Consider the following 19,638-nt stretch of genomic DNA (forward strand, 5'->3'; position numbering starts at 1 on the left):
ATCTATAACTTTGATGGTAATAAACAGAATACCCACCTCAGGAAGGTGGGTATTCTGTTTTAAGGATTTTACAGACTTCTTATTTTGCAGTGCTTATAAGTTCATTACTGTATTATTAACTGAGTGGAGGCCTGAGTAGTTTTTGATTTGGCTCTTACGATGTATGTACCTTTGTTCAACTGATTCATCAAATTAAGCTCATATTTGAAAATACCACTTTCATCTGTCTTAATTCTATGTGTTTGTATCAACCGTCCTGTCATATCATGTAACGTAATCATTACTTCTTCTTGAGGACCAAAATCATTTAATTCGAGATTCAACATATCACCCTTATTAGGGTTAGGATAAACCATTAATTTATTCTCTTTTATTACAGCATTAATAGATTCTCCATTGGCTAAAACCTGTGAAGCTGCAGGCTGATCGATAACAGAAAATCCTATAGTCAGGCTGGTTCCTGCCGTGCCACCACCACCCGAAGCTGTATAAGGAGTAGCCATTAAAGTATAGTTTCCAGTCTTAGGTGTCCATGCTTTATAGTTACCATTGGTATCACCAAATACAGAATATGGTGCTTTGTTTTCCTTTACATTCAGTACCTGAGCTCCGGTCAAAGAGATAATTACACTGCCCACAACTGTAGGACTTGTATTCACCCTAATGTTTAAATTTCTGGTAGGTAACGTAGCCAGATTCAGAACAGCTCCAGCCGTAATTGTTTGTATTTCAAGATCTGTATTAGCATTTATTAATGAATAGCTAACAACCTGCTGGTTAGATACCGGAGCCGGGTTTACCGTTACATTTACCTGATCTGGTGCACTAACTGTTCCCTTATCATCTGTTACGACCAGAGCAAAAGTATAGCTACCCTGCAGCAGCCCGCTCACAGTTGGCTGGGCGGCAGTGGTGCTGGAGAAGGTGGCCGTGCTCGGGCCGCTTATTTGGCTCCAGGCATAAGACGCAATAGCGCCGTCAGCGTCTGTTCCTGAACCATTCAACTGAGTACTGTTAGTAGGCAGGGTTATAGTTTTATCAGGGCCTGCATTAGCAACCGGTGCTTGATTGGTAGCCGTAGCACTATTGACTGTCACAACGACCTGGTCTTCGGCTGAGGCGCCCTGGTTATCAGTTACTGCCAGGGTAAGGGTATGCACTCCTACTGCCAGGCTCACTGAAGCAGTGGCTCCGGTAGCCAGTTGGCTGGTTCCTTCTTTCCAGACATAAGAGACAATGGTGCCATCAGCATCCGTAGATGCTGAGCCGTTGAGCTGCACTGTGGCCAGGTTTCCGGCCCCGGCTGTCACTGTCTGATCCGGACCGGCATTGGCCACCGGTGCCTGGTTCACTGTCGTTGCCGGATTGACTGTGACAGTAACCTGGTCCGGGGTACTTGCCGCGGCCTTCTCATCAGTAACGGTAAGAGCAAAAGTATAGCTGCCTTGTACCAGCCCGCTTACTGTCGGCTGGGCGGCAGTGGTGCTGGAGAAGGTGGCCGTGTTCGGGCCGCTTATTTGGCTCCAGGCATAGGCGGAGATGGTACCGTCAGCGTCCGTGCCCGATCCATTCAGCTGCACGCTGTTTACAGGCAACGTAATGGTCTTGTCTGCCCCGGCATTGGCTACAGGCAACTGGTTGCTGCCGTCTATTGTGCCAAGTACTTCAATGGCAGAAATCTTCGGCCGGTTTACTCCCCCTTCGCCAGGCAATGCGCTGAAAACAAGGGTGAGCATGCCGTCTGTTACACTTGTCTGCAAGACTTCGGTGGTAGCAGTAAGAGCTCCTACCTTTTTGACAATGTCATAGTTATCGAGCACCTTCACGCCTTCTAGGCTCACATCAAATACCCGCTGGCCGATGGCCGTCCAGTAGATTTCTGCAAAGTGCAGCACAACGGTATACTGGCCATTGCCTACCGGGAAATTGTAAGTTAAAGTAGCCGTGTTGGAAGTGGTACTGCGCTCAGACTGGTAAATTATATCGTCGGTGGTGCCGGCAATGGCGGATGTTTTAGAGAAGGTGCTGCCCGGGTCCGGAGAAAAATAAGCATCTGCGGCAAACGTGCCAATGGAGGTAGACGCCTGACCTCCTCCCGAATTGATCCGGTATAAAGCCGTACTTGGAGCCGTAGCACTATTGACTGTCACAACGACCTGGTCTTCGGCTGAGGCGCCCTGGTTATCAGTTACTGCCAGGGTAAGGGTATGCACTCCTACTGCCAGGCTCACTGAAGCAGTGGCTCCGGTAGCCAGTTGGCTGGTTCCTTCTTTCCAGACATAAGAGACAATGGTGCCATCAGCATCCGTAGATGCTGAGCCGTTGAGCTGCACTGTGGCCAGGTTTCCGGCCCCGGCTGTCACTGTCTGATCCGGACCGGCATTGGCCACCGGTGCCTGGTTCACTGTCGTTGCCGGATTGACTGTGACAGTAACCTGGTCCGGGGTACTTGCCGCGGCCTTCTCATCAGTAACGGTAAGAGCAAAAGTATAGCTGCCTTGTACCAGCCCGCTTACTGTCGGCTGGGCGGCAGTGGTGCTGGAGAAGGTGGCCGTGTTCGGGCCGCTTATTTGGCTCCAGGCATAGGCGGAGATGGTACCGTCAGCGTCCGTGCCCGATCCATTCAGCTGCACGCTGTTTACAGGCAACGTAATGGTCTTGTCTGCCCCGGCATTGGCTACAGGCAACTGGTTGCTGCCGTCTATTGTGCCAAGTACTTCAATGGCAGAAATCTTCGGCCGGTTTACTCCCCCTTCGCCAGGCAATGCGCTGAAAACAAGGGTGAGCATGCCGTCTGTTACACTTGTCTGCAAGACTTCGGTGGTAGCAGTAAGAGCTCCTACCTTTTTGACAATGTCATAGTTATCGAGCACCTTCACGCCTTCTAGGCTCACATCAAATACCCGCTGGCCGATGGCCGTCCAGTAGATTTCTGCAAAGTGCAGCACAACGGTATACTGGCCATTGCCTACCGGGAAATTGTAAGTTAAAGTAGCCGTGTTGGAAGTGGTACTGCGCTCAGACTGGTAAATTATATCGTCGGTGGTGCCGGCAATGGCGGATGTTTTAGAGAAGGTGCTGCCCGGGTCCGGAGAAAAATAAGCATCTGCGGCAAACGTGCCAATGGAGGTAGACGCCTGACCTCCTCCCGAATTGATCCGGTATAAGGCCGTACTTGGTGTAGGGTTATTATTAATGCCTTCACCAGTTAATCCAACGCTTAAAGGCGAGTTGGTGCCTGTATGAGTTATGCTGAGCTGTGCTACTTTGGTTCCTAAAGAAGAAGGTTTGAAAGTGACACCTATTGAAGTTGATCCACCTGCATTGACTGTTACAGGGTTGGTGAAGTTATGAGAGAACTCAGCATTATTAGCACCTGTAAGACTTACCGAATTAACTTGTATAGAAGTAGTCCCGCTATTTGTTAGTGTTATAGTTTGCGGAGCAGAAGTTGTGCCTGCTTGTTGCGAAAAGAAATGAAGTGATGTTGGGTTTGCTGCTAACACACCGTTTGTAACTGTCTGAGCGATCACTTCAACGGCCGATACTTTCGGTCTGTTAACTACACCTTTAAAGTTTAAATTTAATGTCCCGTCCTGTACATCTACCAGTACTTCTTTTACAACAGCTGTCATAACTCCGACATCAGCTAAGATATCATAATTGGTAAGTCCAGGTATTGGATTACCCTCGGCTGTAACATTAAATACGCGCTTACCTATACCATAAGCCCCGCCCCCAGTGGCTCCATAATATATCTCTGCAAAGTGTAGCTTAACCAAATACTGTCCTGCAGCAACTGGGATGTTGTAATCGAAGCTTCCTAAATCTACACTACTACTGCGCTCACTTTGATACAACGCGTCATACTCTGTTCCTTCTATACTTGCAGCAGTGTTGGTATATACATTCCCACCACTAAAAAGTTTATCAGCTGCAAAGGTGTTATCAAAAGCGATCATCTGCGGCCCACCTGAATTTATACGTATGGCTGTGCCTGGCTCGCCACCTGACAGAGCAACAGTTGTAGAGCCTCCTGAACCGGAATGAGTTAACGTCATCGTTGCTGTCTGTGAACCTGTAGCTGTGGGTTTAAAGGTTACACTTAAATTTATACTTCCACCTACCGGAATAACTATTGGTAAAGCATAAGGCGAGGTATAAGTAAAAGCAGCAGAACCTGTTATCCCTATTGATGATAATACAATGCTTTGATTTGTTCCGGTGTTAGTTATAGCCACTAATTTTGTACTTGATGTATTGACTGCAATTGCCCCGTATTTTACTTCACCAGGAGCGGAAAGCAGGCTCTGAGTCAATGCATTTCCGGTAGGTGTGGTTGGAGCAAACATGTAAAAGCGTTCCTGTGAGTTTAATTCCGGAGATCCACCCATACTACCAGAGCCTGCCATTACATAGATGCTATTGTTGTTAACAATAGCTTGTGTGCCATGACGTCCGGTCTGTAGATCAGCTAATCTACGCCATGTATTTTTAGAGACATTAAGTGCTTCTGTTTCTTTGTGTGCTCCGGACTGAGAAACGCTTTCTCCACCAATTACAACAACTTCATCTCCAAGTACTGCTGTAGAAGCACCAGCTCGTGGAGTTGGAATATTACTGCTACTTGGTAGCGTAGACCATGTAGAGGTTTCAAAATCATAAACATCTACTTCTGGCACGGTTAAACTATATGTTTCTCCTGTAGCGTAGGAAGAACGACGTCCACCAGCCAAGTATAGCTTATTATTAATTAATGCGGCATGACTATGGTCTCTAGCCCGAGGAGCATCCGGAAGTGTTTTCCATGAATTCGTTGCGGGATCAAATTCATCAAACCATTTAACATGCCCAGCATAATGCCCGTCAGTGATACCACTTATTAAATAAATCTTTTTATTTCTTACGACTACCCCGGCAGATCCCCTACGTCTTGCTTCGGGTATCGCTGGACCATCTAACCATTTATCTGTAAGTGGATTATATATATAAATTTTAGGTATAGGAGTCTCATGAGGGTAGCCACCGGTAAATGCACCTACTACATAAATAAGCCCATCTATTGTTACTGCCTGGAAATGATTCATTTCTATTGGAGTATTGGCTTTGTTCGTCCAGGTTTTATTTACCGGATCATACGCTTGAACAGGCTTGGTTCCTCTTCCTCCCAATAAGTAAAATTTATCACCAGCCTGAACAAATGCATTCTCATGTCTTGAAGTTGGAGTGCCGGAAGCGGGAGCAATTGTTTCCCAAGATCCCACAGATGTGACTGGATCAGCAGTAACGTTAATGATATCCCAGGTAGCGGTAAAAGGAGATGACTCACGGGACGTAGCAATTATACCTACTGCCAAAGCGGGAGAGCCTTGAAGAACTGTAAGCAATGCTCCGCTTACCTGTATAGGACTTCCTACATTAGTAACTGGCCCACCATCACGTGCATATTTAGCCTGAACAGTTCCGGCAGATGGGTTTACAGAGAGATACAAATCTAAAGTAGAAGCAGGTATACCCCCGTTAAGTTCGTACTGAAATGAAGTAGGTTGACCTCCGTTTTCATATACAACCTCGATTCCTCCTGCCCCGCCATTAGCGTTTAAAACAACTTTTAGATAATTGTCCTGATCACCTGTACCAATGTAAAGCCCCTGAGACTGAAAATTTTGTGGCGCTTTATTATTGAAGAATGGTCCGAACATACTTGTATGTACTGTAAATGGTCCAGTACTTGCATTTACATTAACGCCAAATTGAAAAGCGTTCTCCTGGTTATTTAAGCTTCCTAAGGCATCTCCTGCAGAAACGGCAACCACAGAGAAAGCTCCCACAGCCCCACCAGCAATAAGATTTCCTTCATCATAAAGGTTGTAGTAATCATTATCCGGCTTTTTATTGCTCATAAGTCCGGTAAAACCCAATCCAAACAAACCTGTGCCCGGATCATTATTGAAGAGGTCATAGCGTATAGGTAAATTTGTAGCTAAGCCATTTTGAGGGTCTAAAGCAAATAAATCAATATTATCACCCAATTGATCATTGTCATCATCTGAATCGTTAAGATCTGATAAAAGGTCTCTATCAAAGTCCTGAGGCATACTTGATGCAGAGCAAGGGTTAGTAGCATTATCTATTTCATCTGCATTGGAATAGCCATCTAGATCATCATCCAGACTAGTACTGTAAGTACCTGTACAGCTCACAAAATCTGCAGGCTCAAATATTGTTATTACATCAGATCCGTATGTTGCCGCCCAAACTGATCCCGGGAAAATATCATTGTCTCCCTGTGCTACGACATCCAGCGGCTGAGACCCAAATCCTGAAGCAAATGGTAAATCCTGAGTTAATTTGTTTGTGCTTGATCTGGGGTTTGTAACATCACTTCCATCTTCTGTAAGAGTAATCTTATGAATGTTACCTCCAAAGTCTGCAGCAAGCAATGTCCCTTTTAACGCATCATTAAAATTAGATGCTGTGTACTCTGTCATACCATTAGTAGAATTTTCGAAGGTAAGTAATGCCAGATCGGTTTCTCCAGGGTTCTGAAAGTTACCTTCAATAGGATTGGCCATGCTTAGTGGTAACGGTGGCCAGTCTGCAGGCAGTGGACTTGTACCTGTTTTACTTGTACGCCAAAAACCAGATACTCCATCATGTGTATAAAGACCAGCACCTGAAGGGTTTGCACGCGTAGGGGTAGGATGACCAGCATAATGACTACCTGGTACATAAGTGCTAAGATCACCTATAAAATGTAGGTTGTCCAGATTATTAACTTTTGGATCATTTTGTCCAGGTCCGGTAGAACCAGGTTCGCCACTTACATAATTATTAGTGACTCTTCCGTCAGATCCTTCATTTTCGGGATAACCTCCCCATCCAGCATTTGCGCCATTGTCAATACTGTACATTCTCCTGGCCTTACCCGGAGTTTTAGTAATTACTAAATCATAAGCGTTACGATACCCAGGAGAAAAAATCTGTACTGGACCACCAGCAACAATCTTCGCCTGATTCAGTCCGTCGTTTCCACCAAAAGGATCATTTACATCAGAACCATCAGGGTTATTTGTTCTTGTCGGATCATCAAGTGTTGGTAAGTTATACTTATATGCCGTATTACCACTGCCTTGTGTAGGCATTGCATCAATAGCTGTGAGGTCTATTGATAAAATGGCAGCTGATAATGCATATTCACATGTAAAGGCAAAGTTATTAGATGGGGAACCCGCATTAGTAGATCCTCCTACAGCTAAAAAAAGTTTGTTTGATTGCTCATCAAGTTGCATTCCATTGACAGAATGATTCTCTTCTGAGCGTGGCAAACCTCTTACCAGATCAATTTTAGTCCAACCACTACTCGTTCTAGTTAAACGAGATACTATGCCAGAGTTAGTATCAAGATTTTTATCGCCTGCAGACGATCCACCTCCTATTCTGCTGTCACTGGAGCTAACATACAAAATAGGTTGTGCGGCTGTACCCGTAACCAATATACCTGTTACCTGCCTTTTAGTAACGCTTGTATTGAGCGTACCATCATCATTATAATTAGGTATCTGGTTTATAAGGCCAATTGTTTCTGTAGCGGTTACAGAGTAGCTATTTGCGCCATTGCGCTTTATTGTCAGAGCTTTTATAACACCATCCTGCTGTGATACATATAGCCGGCTATCTGGCCCGAACTGAAGAGAAGTTGGATTACTTAATACAACATTCTGAAGTCCGCTTGTATTGAAATTATATTGTGCATTTGCTAGATATGCTCCTGATAGGTCTGTCGGAGGAAGCTTTGCTTTTTTCTTTTTTTGTTGTGCCCAACCATCCTGAACAGCAAATAGTAACGTAAAGACTGTGCACATCCAAAGAACTTTTATTCCAAAAGTACTGACAGTAAATATCTTGCACATAGCTGATAAGAGTTTTCTATTATAGAAGACAGATTTTAAGCAATTAAAAACCTCTAAAGGTTAACAGGGTGCAGGTTTATTTGAGTAGATAAATCTTACAGATTTATGGTCAAAATCCACATCAATTGACCTGAAGACTACATACAGTGGATCTATATTAATTTTAAATCAAAGCCAGACTAACTAACTTGATCATGTGAGGAAAGCTAGCAAATTCAAAAAATCTTAAAAGAGACAGCGTATTTAGAAAGACAATTATATCATAGGTAATTATTTTCCTTCTATAACATCTATCAATAAAAAATTTGGTGTAAGTTTTTTTGCAAATAATAAGCTTATTGCCTCCTATTTATACTTTAAATAAACCAATTAATTATTATTAAGTTTCAATAATAATTTTTAAGAAGTGTATGCTCGTTTATACTTGGTGAGTGTTAATAATTAGTTAGTATAATAATAAGAGCAGTAACAATGCACCCCCACCTTTGTATACTAATTCATTTTCTGCATCTAACGCATAAAAATATAGTGCAATTAAAGAATGGTATTGTTTTATAGTACATTAACTCACTATAATCCCGCTTTAACTAAAGAAGTTAGAATATAGCAATCTCACTAACTATAATTAAGTATACTATAAATAAAAATTATCCTGTGTAAGAGTTTTTATTTGCACCCTGCGCCTTTTCGTCTGCTTAGAAAGTGTAATCTATAGAATTAAGAAATGACATAAAGTATACTATTTATACTATGACGCATAAATACTCAATTTTATTTAGGTGGATTAATGTCATAGTAGACTACTGTCTCTTGAATGGAATCTTATATGCCTGCTTCATTACGACAAATCATGATCTGGCCTGGCTGGATGTTTATGATTATAGGCTAACGATTCTTCTTTTGAACTTCTGCTGGTTCTACTCTTCTAATATTTTTGATATATACAGCTATATTCTGAAACGTGATGCAATACTTATTTTAAATGCCAACTTAGGTGCCTTGTGTATTTTTTCTGTGCTTGCTGCTCTTATCAAACTTACGCTACCTGAGCTTTATATTCCTCCTACCCCATTTATATATTACTTTGCTTTGTTCCCTTTCTTAATATTGGTGTGGAGATTTTTATTTCTCTTACTAAGACGGCATTACCGTAAATCCTGGATTGGCTATAACAAAATTGTCATTATAGGTTCAGGTTCAGTAGGAATCGATTTTCACAATTATATTTCATCAAACCCACACCTTAACTACCGTGCTCTTGGAATTTTTGATGATGACCCGAAACTTGTTCCTCCTTATATAAATTATTTAGGCTGTGTAGATGAATGTTTAAATTATGCTAATGCTAACAATATAAAAGAAATTTACTGCGCCCTGCCACAAACAGAATGTGAAAGAATAGAGCGTTTAATGCAGGAAGCTGATGATAAAATTATTCGCTTCAGGATTGTGCCAGATATAAAAGGGATAATTCACAAGCCCCTGTTAGTTGATATGTTTGGGTTTGTACCAGTGCTTAAACCCAGACCAGAACCTCTGGAAAATAAAGCGAATGAAATAGCGAAAAGAACTTTTGATATTGTGTTCTCTTTACTGGTAATAATCTTAGGACTGAGTTGGCTAACACCTATACTTGCACTAATAATAAAACTGGATTCAAAAGGCCCTGTCTTTTTTGTACAGCTGAGATCCGGTAAAAACAACAAACCTTTTTACTGCTTAAAGTTCAGAAGTATGGTGGTTAACAGTGAATCTGATAGCAAGCAGGCTATTAAAGGTGATGAAAGAGTAACGAGAGTTGGTCGAATAATCAGAAAAACCAGTATTGATGAGTTACCTCAGTTTATTAATGTATTGCTGGGGCACATGTCGGTAGTTGGTCCAAGACCTCACATGTTAAAACAAACTGTTGATTACTCTCAGGTTATTAATTCCTACATGGTCAGGCATTTCCTTACACCTGGTATTACAGGCTGGGCGCAGGTAAACGGTTACAGAGGTGAAACAAGAGAAACTTCGTCTATGTTTAACAGGATAAAAGCGGACTTGTGGTATCTTGAAAACTGGTCGATTCTTCTCGACATGAAAATCATCTTTCTTACCATCTGGCAGTTATTGAAATTTGAAGATGATGTCTACTAACTGTCTGAACAAATTAAGCAGAACAGCATCTTCCTATTGTGTACCTTAATAACTAGTATAAAGCAAGCTCTAAGATTTTACAAGTTCATACTCACCTAAGTAATAACATCTTATGCCAAAAGTATAGCAGCAATAAGTTTAAGGTTATGAAAAGACCAATTCACTTTTTGATGACTTTGGTGCTGACGCTGATGATATTTGGTCATCAACTTCTGGCGCAACAGACAGACTCACTTAAGAAGTATGAAACCCCAAAGCCTGATACCACGCTTAAAGTCCCTTTTTATAAATCAAAGCTTTTTAAGGCCACTATCGTTCCGGCTATACTTATCGGGTATGGCGTAAGCACCATCCGGGACAATGGACTCTATAGCAGCTATGACGCCCGCGAAGATATTCTGGATAACCACCCCAACTTTGATACCTGGCTGGATGACCCGCTCCTAATTGCGCCCTATGTAGAATTAGCCATTGTGAACCTGATGCAGGTAAGGTCAAATAATGACCTGGTTAATACCTCTCTTGTGACACTTAAAGCAGAAGCCGTAATGGCGGTGATGGTATTTGGCCTGAAAGAAGTAACGAAATTGGAAAGACCCAACGGAGAAGATGACGAAGCAATGCCATCCGGGCACACAGCGCAGGCTTTTCTGGCAGCCTCTATTGTACATACAGAATTACGCCATCATAGCCAGTGGTATGGGGTAGGCGCATACGCAATTGCTACCAGTGTAGGCGCCATCCGGATGTTAAAAAATAAACACTGGCAATCTGATGTATTTGTAGGGGCTGGAATTGGTATACTATCGGCACATTTGTCTTATTTGTCGCACCGTAACCGCTGGGGCCGCAAACCTTTTACCTTAATACCAACTTACAACCAAAAAGCAGCCGGATTGGCTTTGTTCATCGACCTTGATCAGCTCTCCCATAAAAGCCGTAGCTTGGCAAAAATTACTCCTCAACCTGCTATAACCCAGCACACCTGGTGAGTTAAATCTTAGTTTAGCTAAGTATAAAACTATACAGCAGTTATGGTTTCTTTTTTAACCTTAGGCAGCACTATCTAATTTCTGGAGCACCCTGTTCAGCGCTTCTTCTGATAGCGGTTTGGTAACATAATCTATCACCCCTTTATACTTCATCGCTGTCTTTACATCAGATTCAACATCAGAAGATGAAAGCATTGATATCTTAGTGTGCAGTTGTTCATGATAACCGAACTCATTGTATAGGTTCAGAAAGTCAAAACCATTCATAAATGGCATATTGATATCCAGCAGTATCAGGTCAGGAACGTTGGCGCCACTCTTAATACACATCGAAAGATAGTCGAGCGCTTCAGGCCCGCTCATACAATAATGCACATCCCCTGATATTCCAGAATGCTCAATTACAATCTTACAGAAGAGGTTGTTTACTTCATCATCATCCACTATCAAAACCTGGCTAAGCTTATTCATTTTGTTCTATTTATTAGGAATGATAACACTAAACGTTGTTCCTACCTGTTCATCACTTACTAATTCCAGCGTTGCTCCCATCTTCTCGATGGCCTGTTTCACTATAAATAAGCCCAGCCCCGAACCACCTGCTTTCAGGTTTCCCCGGAAGAACATATCATAAATTTTGTCCTGTATACTTTTAGGTATTCCCGGCCCGTTATCGGTTACTTCAATCAAAACATTTTTAAACTGGTTCAGCACAGTTACCAGTACAAACCGGTCCTCTCCTTCTCTGTAATGGTGCACAATGGCATTACAGATCAGGTTCTGTAATACTGCACGCAACAGGCCCTCATCAGCTTCAACAGCTATACTTTCCTGCACACAAACTTTTATCTTGATATGGGCAGCCTGTGGCAGCAATTTTAAGGCCTCAGCTATTTCATGTATAAATGAGTTCAGGCAAATATGTATCTTCTCAACTTCTTTCTGGGAAATCCTTGTCAGGCTGATAAGATCGTTTACAGTTGTAGATAAAAGAGAATGAGACTTACCGAGCATTTCCAGGTAAGTTTTCATTTCCGGATAACTTGCTTTTGAATTTGCTAGCTCAAGCACCCCTTTCATGGCAGCCAGCGGCGATTTAAGATCATGTGATGCCCGGTACATGAACATATCAAGATCCTTTATTTTAGACTTTAGCTTATGCTGAATGTTTTTTATATCGGTGATATCCCGTTCCGTTAATACAACGCCACTCAGTCCGCCTTTTTCATCTTTCAGAGGTACGGCGTTAACCAGGTATGTTCTTGGGAAATAAGCTTCCCGCTTTTTGACTACAATCTGGTCATAAACAGCCTCCCCTCTGAAAGCCCTTACCAGCGGCAATTCATCTTCTGAAAATTCTGTAGTACCATCGTGCTTTAAATTAAGCGTTTCACTTTCCATCAGGTCGCTCCCGTTTATTTCCCGGTTCAGAGCAGCCCTGTTTATGATTGTGATGTTGCCTTGGTTATCGAAAGCGGTAATTTCAGGGGGAACCGTATCAATTACAGTTTGCAGGAGGGAGTTTTTCTGGTAAAGCGCCTTTTTATTTTCTTCGTGTTCGGTAATATTTTGTATCAGCAATAAAACATGCTTTTTATGCAGCGGTATGGCCTTAGCTTCAAAGTATTCCTGTTTTGCACCTAACCCCAATGTATAAGTTACCATGTGTACGGCTCCTTTATATAAGGCATCCGTTACAGCTTCCATCACTTGTGTAACTATACTTTCAGGAAGGATCATGCTAAGGTGAGGCCTGAACTCCTGGTGCAATAAAAGATCAGAGACTGCTCCGGTCTCAAATTCCTGGTAGTGGCCGGTGCTTGTAACCAGAAGAACCAGGTCTGTTGTGACCTTTTTAGTGCCCTCTCTCATCCATTATAGTGTTTTGGTGCTTTATACCTGTACCAGGGTAAGTACAAGTATTAACTTTTCATTTTAAGAGCAAACAGAACCATAGCGAAAAAGCTCTGTTCTATTCTAACAAAGAACGTGTAAGACAGGAGGGAAAGCTAAGTATTTGACGCAAAATGCATGTAGCAGCTACTACACAATGTTATCACATCATTTATGACAACATATGACTATATCAATACTAGAGTTAATACTATAAAGAAAGTATAAACCTAAAAATCAGTAGACACAGGATGAAGTTGTAGAAGTATAGCTAGTCGAGCAGGTTTTGGTTAATACAGTATTTGGTTAGCTCCGGAATGGTAAAGAGGTTCATTTTTTTATAGATCCTGTTTTTATAAGTATGCACGGTGCTGGTTGTAATGTGGAGCGCTTCTGCTATACTTTTAACGCTTTCTCCGGATGCCAGCTTACACATAATCTGGAATTCCTTATCAGAGAGCTGGTCGTGCTGCTGTGTTTGTTTGCTTCCTGTTCGCACTGCTTCTACAAGGTACTCAGCCAGTGCAGGAGATACATACTTTCCGCCTTCATAAATCTTCCGGATAGCAACTATAAGTTCGCGGGCGGCACCTTCTTTGGTTAAGTAGCCAGCCGCTCCGGACATCAGGGCGCGTACAGCATATTTTTTCTCTGAATGCATGGTTAAGATCAGTACCGGTATAGTAGGAAAGTATTTGTTTATGTCTTTAAGCACATCAATACCTTCTTTTACCGGCATACTAATATCCAGCACAACTACGTCCACTTCGTTCTTCTGTAGTAACCGGATAACTTCTGCACCATTGGTCGCTTCTGCCACCACCTGCATATCAGACTCGCGCTTTACTACTTTTTTTAGTCCTTCCCTTATCAGGACGTAATCGTCAGCAATTAAAAGTTTGATCATACTTAATTCATTTTTTAAGCGTTGCATCTACCAGCAACTCCACCGTAGTTCCCTTGCCCGGGCAAGATTCAATTATCAGGTCTGCACCAATACGCTGCGCTCTTTCCTTAATGCCCAGTATCCCGAACGACCGCTTCTCTGCCAGAACGCTGTCATCGAAACCAATGCCATTATCGGTTACCAGAAATCTGAATTTATCATTTTCTTTTGTAATCTCAATACTGGCAGCCGTGGCGCAGGCATGTTTGATAATGTTTGTGACTGATTCCTGCATCACCCGGTATACTTCTATGGCTATGTTTGGTTCAAGTTCTATCTTCTTTACTCTCGATCTTACAGCTATCGGTATACCTATGCGTTTTTCAAGATCGGTAACAAGCTTTTGTATTTCATAAACCAGTTCCAGGTCGTCAGACAAAGACGGGCGTAAATGAGAAATGATCTTTCGTAACGAGATAAGCGATTCATCTAGGGCTTTTTCCATGCTGCCCAAACTTTCCAGCATCACATTTTTATACTTGCTCCTGCTGTCTTCTATGCGGTCGTAAAGCAGCAATATCTCTATTTTAAGCGCAGTAAGCGCCTGCCCCAGATCATCGTGTATTTCACGGGCTATCAATTTACGCTCTTTCTCTCTCAGGTCCTGCAAGTGCGACGTCAGGGAATGCAATTGCTCATGCGATTTTATCAGCTCCTGTTTTTTACGGATCTTTTCTTTTATCTCAATCTTGAGTTGATCATTTGCTTTCTGAAGTTCCGCTGTCCGCGACGCGACACGTGCTTCCAGCTCGCTGTTATACTTGCTCAGGAGTGTTTCTGCCCATTTCAGCTCCGTAATGTCGGTGCAGGCACCAATGTAGCCTAACAGCTGGCCATCCGGTGTAAATCTGGGGCAACCATTATCCAGTATCCAGCGATATTCTCCATCCTTATTCAGAAGCCGGTACTCTATGCTGAACTGCCTGCCTGCTTCAAAAGCGTTTGTGTATGTTTGTATGCAGTTCTCCAGGTCATCGGGGTGCACGCCTTCTGTCCAGCCGTTACCGTATTCTTCCTCAGAGGTGCGGCCCCTGAACTCAAGCCATCGGTTGTTAAAAAAGTTGCAAAGTTTGTCCGTTCCTGACATCCAGATCAATACAGGAGCTGCGTTGGCTACTTCCCTGAACCTATTTTCAGACTCTATCCGAGCAATTTCTTCCAGCTTCCGATCGGTAATATCAGCAAAGTACCCGGTTGAGCCTTTAGCTGTTGGATAAAGCCTGCAATCAAACCACCTGCTCAACTCTATATCAAAATACTCTACAGAAACTGGCTGCAGCGTTTGTAAAGCCACCTGTATCGTTTTATATAATTCACTTCCGGCCAGGTACGGGTAAACATCAAGGACGTTTCTACCAATATGTTCTTCCCTTGTTTTGTTGGTTATCTCCAGTGCCCTGTTGTTTACATAAACAAATTCCAGGTTATTGTTTACATGATAAAAGGCATCGCTTATACTGTTAAGTATAGATTCAAGCAATTCTTTTCTTTCGGCCGTGTCGGAAAGCAACTTCTGCTCTTTTACTTTCCATTCGTTCCGTTGCTTTGCATTCCGGATGGTAGACCTGATCCTGGTAACAAGCTCACTTGCACTGAATGGTTTGACAAGGTAATCATCAGCACCTGTATTAAAACCTAGTACCTTATCTTCCTCCCCTGCTCTTGCCGATAATAGTATAACCGGTACTGCAACAAGCTCTGGTATCTTTCGCACCTTGTTCAGCAAGGTTACGCCATCCATCACAGGCATCATCACATCTGAAAGTATAAGGTCTGGTTTCTGGTGCCGCAGCACTTCCAACGCCTGCTGTCCGTTTAGAGCAGTAAGTACACGATAGTCTTTTTTCAGCAACCGCGATACATACTGTATCATATCCAGATTATCATCTACCAGTAAAACTATCGGCAGGGTCTCATCTTCGTTCAGACCAACAATCTCCACCATATCTTCCGAGAGGTTTACATGGTTAAGATCCGAATCTACCAGAGATAGTGCATCTGGTTTCTGTGGGCCAAGTATACTTCTGTCGGCTTCCGTTTCAGTTCCAATTTTATCCTGTGGCAGGTGGCTCCTGCCTTTAGGTATGGTAACTATAAAAGTGCTCCCCTTACCAGTTGTACTTGTAACATTTATACTGCCGCCGTGTAACTTTACAAGCTCTGCCACCAGTGCCAGTCCTATACCTGATCCATCAAACGTTCGTCCGATATTCTGCTCCACCCTATAGAACCGCTCAAATAAATGTGGCAAATCTTTTTCAGGTATCCCGACACCTGTATCAGAAACCAGAAGCACAACATCGTTCTCTTCTTCAACCAGTTCTATACCTATACTTCCGGATAAAGTAAATTTATAGGCATTGGATAACAGGTTGAGTACGATCATTTCCCACATATCCGTATCCACATAAACCGGCTCCGAAATAGCATTACAGGATACTCTATACTTTAACCCGGACTGCATCATAACAGACTCAAAAGTACTGGCCAGATCCCCTGTAAATGAAGCCAAGGCGGTGGGCACAAAGCTGGCTTTATATCTGCCTGCTTCAACAAAAGAAAAACTAAGCAGATTGTTTACCTGTTTGAGCAGCCTTAGTCCGTTGCGCTGCATAATGCGAAGGCTTTCTTTATCTTCTTCAGAGAAGGCATTGGGCTTGTTCAGCAACAACTCCAGTGGCCCCATGATCAGGGTGAGTGGTGTGCGGAGTTCGTGGCTTACATTACTGAAAAAGTCTGTTTTGGCTTTATCCAGCTCCAGCAACTTTTTAGATAACAGTCTTTCCTGCTCAAAGGCCCTTACATTGGTAACAGTAGCATTAACCTGCGACGAAAGAAGTTTAAAGAAGTTCAGGTAATCATCGTTCAGGGGAAGTACGGCACTTATACCAACTATAAAATACCCCCTGATTATGTTATGACCTGCGTCCTTTACCGGTACTACAGCTACCTGATCGGGTAAAACGCCATGCTCCGGCTTTTTTAGCAGGTTTCGTAAAACCGCAGGTATAGTAGTTACAACTAAAGCGCCATCATCTTCCGGGTTGTGCAGGGATATTGGTGGTTGCAGCAGCTCAGGTATATCTTGCAGATCAGTGGTAAAAGCTTCTTTGGTATAGTTATCAAGTATAAATTTGCCTTCTTCTGCTTTATAGAGTAACACAAACGGCAGATCTCTCCTGTTTTCAGCGAGTACCTGCATTACTTCGAGGCGGGCATCGTTTACTGTTATATCAGTACGTACTCCTGATATCCTGCTTATGGTAGTAAGCCTGCGCTCACTCAGAACCTGTAGTGTATCTTCGTGGCAGGCACAAAACAGACCGCCTATACTTCCATCTGTATTAAATATCGGGCTGTATGAGTAAGTATAGTAAGTCTCTTCTTTAATGCGGTTCCTTTTAGTGTAGAGAAGGTCTTTTTGCCGGTAACACGTTTCGCCGTTCCTGAGCACGTTTTCCATAAGCGGCCCGATTACATGCCAAATTTCTTTCCATTGCTTTTTACCTGATTTACCTACCGCAGCCGGATGTTTAGAACCCAGCACAGGTATATAAGCATCGTTATAGAACATGATCATTTCTTCCCCCCACCACACAAACATAGGGTAAGCCGAAGTAAGCATAAGCCTGATGGTGTTCCTGAGCGATTCAGGCCAATCGGTAACAGGCCCTAAGGAAGAGTTATCCCAGTCATAGTTTCGCAAGGCGTAGGCCATCTGGCTGTTGCCACAGAAGATGTTTTCTAAGTTCTCTGTTTCTGTAGTGCTCATCCTGATCTTGTAAAACTTTTAGGCATTGTTGCCTGTAATGGCGGTAAATCCAAACGGATTTGAAATCAGAAGCTAAGAAAAAAATGCATGATCTGCGATATGGTCAGCAAATTTCTTCTCGATGAATAGCAGTTTCTGAAGATACCAGGATGTTAAACTGTTTCCGGCTTAATAAGGATACCTGTTGTTCCATTTTAAGAACAGGTTGTTGTGACAGAGTACTATTTCGGTACCCCATTTTATACTTTCCTTGTTCAGCACATTTGCTAACCATGCTGCATCTTCCGGCGAAGTATAGTTAAGTCTGAAATTTTTGATCTGCATCGGCACCATCAGCAAAGAGATCAACTCACCGGATGCAGGATCAATCTTCGGGAAGTACATAAGAGAAAGATCGTCGCGGTATTGTTCGTGCCCGCTTATACCTTCATAGTCATTAATAAAATCTCCTGCTCCGTAAATAATAAGCTTGTTTTTGTATACTTCCAGGCCGCGAGGATGATGAGAAGAGTGCCCGAATACCAGATCTACTCCGGCATCATCAATTAACTGGTGTGCAAAGCGTTGTTGGTTAGGAGGAATATCGTACCCCCAGTTACTTCCCCAATGCACCGAAAACACAACAACATCACCTGTATGCTTTAGTTGCTGTACCTGTGCTGCAATGGTTTTAAGGGTGTCATCGCTAAAATCGGGGAGCAGGTTTACGCCGGGTAGACTTGGGGTTGCGGCCCAGGTATAAGGTACTCCGCTTGTAACAGAACCATAGGCAAGTATAATAACTCGCCCCGATCGGGTGGGTAAAACAGCCGGTTTAGCAGCCTCATGCAAGTTTTGACCTGCCCCTGCAAAAACAATCTTTTCCTTAGTAAGAGTTTGGAGGGTATCCAGCAGGCCGGGGCGTTCCCAGTCAAGGGTATGGTTGTTAGCGAGTGAGCAAAAATCTATACTTGCAGCAGTCAGCACCTGCACGTTCTCTGGGTGCATCCGGTACTGTACTTCTTTTTCCGGCCAGGGGGTGTTATGCAGTGTTATACTTGTTTCCAGATTAATGATCTTCAGGTCGGGTTTTACCTGTTGCCATACCTGCAGGGCATCTCCCCAGATATACCTGTAATCTACAGGTTTTGGAATTTTACCGTTCTTTCGCTCCGCCAGCCTGACATAGTCCCGGGCATCCTTTGCATAACTTTCATAAATCTGCGGATCAACCGAATCTGGCATTACCTGGTCTATGCCCCTGCCAATCATTACATCACCGCAAAGAAACAGAACTATATAAGGGGAATCAACTGAAGGGAACGTCATTACAGGGAATATCAGGAAGCCTGATGCTCTGCTTTCCACTTTTGCATAAAGGCCAGTGCCTCATCATCTGTCAGGTTCCGGAAGTAGGCATATACCTGCGACACCCCGGAATAAAACTCAGGTGTTTCCAGCACTACAACTTCATCTGCTGCCTGACGCAGCTCTTTTTGCTTATCCCAGCCAGAAACCGGAGCCGCCACTACAATTTTACCAGCTCCCATGTTCCTGCACATTTTAATTGCCGCAAACACTGTAGAACCGGTAGCGATGCCATCGTCTACCAGCAGCACCGTTTTATCTTTTAAGGAAGGCAGTGGTTCCCCGTTGCGCAGCGCTTTCACTCTTCTTTCAATCTCTACTTGCTGCTGCTCCTCTATCCTCTCAATCAACTCTTTTGACAGGCCGGCCTGTGCACTTGGGTTTAAATAAATGCTTCCATCTTCTGCTATAGCTCCTACTGCATATTCGGGGTTATGCGGATGCCCCAGTTTACGAGCTACCAGCAAAGAGAAGTCAGCATCTAAATGCCGGGCAACATAATAAGCTGTTTCTGCACCTCCTCTTGGTATCCCTAACACGATGGCGCCTTTCCCTTTATACTTCTCCAGCGCTTCTGCCAACTGTAAAGCAGCATCTTTCCGATCCCTGAACATCGCCTGAATTTAACCAATG

At 43.2% G+C, this 19,638-nt stretch carries 9 protein-coding genes; 2 read left to right on the forward strand and 7 right to left on the reverse strand.

Going from position 1 to position 19,638, the window contains the following annotated elements:
- Window positions 1-104 precede the first annotated feature (104 nt).
- Window positions 105-7,865, reverse strand: a complete 7,761-nt coding sequence (locus MJ612_RS06610) for a PKD domain-containing protein (RefSeq protein ID WP_250419078.1) — start codon at window positions 7,863-7,865, stop codon at window positions 105-107.
- Between the two features lie 798 nt (window positions 7,866-8,663).
- On the opposite strand from MJ612_RS06610, the gene MJ612_RS06615 reads away from it, so the two are divergent.
- A complete protein-coding gene (locus tag MJ612_RS06615) occupies window positions 8,664-10,055 on the forward strand; it encodes an undecaprenyl-phosphate glucose phosphotransferase (protein ID WP_187032592.1) in 1,392 nt (463 codons plus the stop codon).
- A gap of 146 nt (window positions 10,056-10,201) precedes the next feature.
- Window positions 10,202-11,047, forward strand: coding sequence for a phosphatase PAP2 family protein (locus MJ612_RS06620; RefSeq protein WP_187032594.1), 846 nt, complete (start codon window positions 10,202-10,204; stop codon window positions 11,045-11,047).
- 60 nt (window positions 11,048-11,107) lie between these two features.
- Here the strand turns inward: MJ612_RS06620 and MJ612_RS06625 are convergent, their stop codons facing one another.
- The 6 genes from MJ612_RS06625 to MJ612_RS06650 form a co-directional block, all read right to left on the reverse strand.
- Window positions 11,108-11,518, reverse strand: a complete 411-nt coding sequence (locus MJ612_RS06625; protein ID WP_187032596.1) for a response regulator — start codon at window positions 11,516-11,518, stop codon at window positions 11,108-11,110.
- Window positions 11,519-11,524: 6 nt separating this feature from the next.
- Complete coding sequence (locus MJ612_RS06630; protein WP_187032598.1) at window positions 11,525-12,919, reverse strand: sensor histidine kinase; 1,395 nt, start codon at window positions 12,917-12,919, stop codon at window positions 11,525-11,527.
- Window positions 12,920-13,211: 292 nt separating this feature from the next.
- Window positions 13,212-13,847, reverse strand: a complete 636-nt coding sequence (locus tag MJ612_RS06635; protein ID WP_187032600.1) for a response regulator — start codon at window positions 13,845-13,847, stop codon at window positions 13,212-13,214.
- A gap of 7 nt (window positions 13,848-13,854) precedes the next feature.
- Entirely contained in the window at window positions 13,855-17,658 is a 3,804-nt protein-coding gene (locus MJ612_RS06640) for an ATP-binding protein (protein WP_187032602.1), read from the reverse strand.
- A gap of 168 nt (window positions 17,659-17,826) precedes the next feature.
- Window positions 17,827-19,005 (reverse strand): CapA family protein, encoded by a 1,179-nt coding sequence (locus MJ612_RS06645; RefSeq protein WP_250419079.1) that lies wholly within the window; start codon window positions 19,003-19,005, stop codon window positions 17,827-17,829.
- Complete coding sequence (locus tag MJ612_RS06650; protein ID WP_187032604.1) at window positions 18,978-19,619, reverse strand: phosphoribosyltransferase; 642 nt, start codon at window positions 19,617-19,619, stop codon at window positions 18,978-18,980. Before MJ612_RS06650 ends, MJ612_RS06645 begins: the two co-directional genes overlap by 28 nt.
- Window positions 19,620-19,638: the final 19 nt, after the last annotated feature.

The sequence above is a fragment of the Pontibacter deserti genome, assembly GCF_023630255.1.
Taxonomy (GTDB): Bacteria; Bacteroidota; Bacteroidia; order Cytophagales; family Hymenobacteraceae; genus Pontibacter; species Pontibacter deserti.

What these genes read in the sequence shown, in the direction of transcription:
- MJ612_RS06610 (WP_250419078.1), bottom strand. Translation starts at nt 7,865, where the DNA reads ATGTGCACAGTCTTTACGTTACTATTTGCTGTTCAGGATGGTTGGGCA.
- MJ612_RS06615 (WP_187032592.1), top strand. Translation starts at nt 8,664, where the DNA reads ATGACGCATAAATACTCAATTTTATTTAGGTGGATTAATGTCATAGTA.
- MJ612_RS06620 (WP_187032594.1), top strand. Translation starts at nt 10,202, where the DNA reads ATGAAAAGACCAATTCACTTTTTGATGACTTTGGTGCTGACGCTGATG.
- MJ612_RS06625 (WP_187032596.1), bottom strand. Translation starts at nt 11,518, where the DNA reads ATGAATAAGCTTAGCCAGGTTTTGATAGTGGATGATGATGAAGTAAAC.
- MJ612_RS06630 (WP_187032598.1), bottom strand. Translation starts at nt 12,919, where the DNA reads ATGAGAGAGGGCACTAAAAAGGTCACAACAGACCTGGTTCTTCTGGTT.
- MJ612_RS06635 (WP_187032600.1), bottom strand. Translation starts at nt 13,847, where the DNA reads ATGATCAAACTTTTAATTGCTGACGATTACGTCCTGATAAGGGAAGGA.
- MJ612_RS06640 (WP_187032602.1), bottom strand. Translation starts at nt 17,658, where the DNA reads ATGAGCACTACAGAAACAGAGAACTTAGAAAACATCTTCTGTGGCAAC.
- MJ612_RS06650 (WP_187032604.1), bottom strand. Translation starts at nt 19,619, where the DNA reads ATGTTCAGGGATCGGAAAGATGCTGCTTTACAGTTGGCAGAAGCGCTG.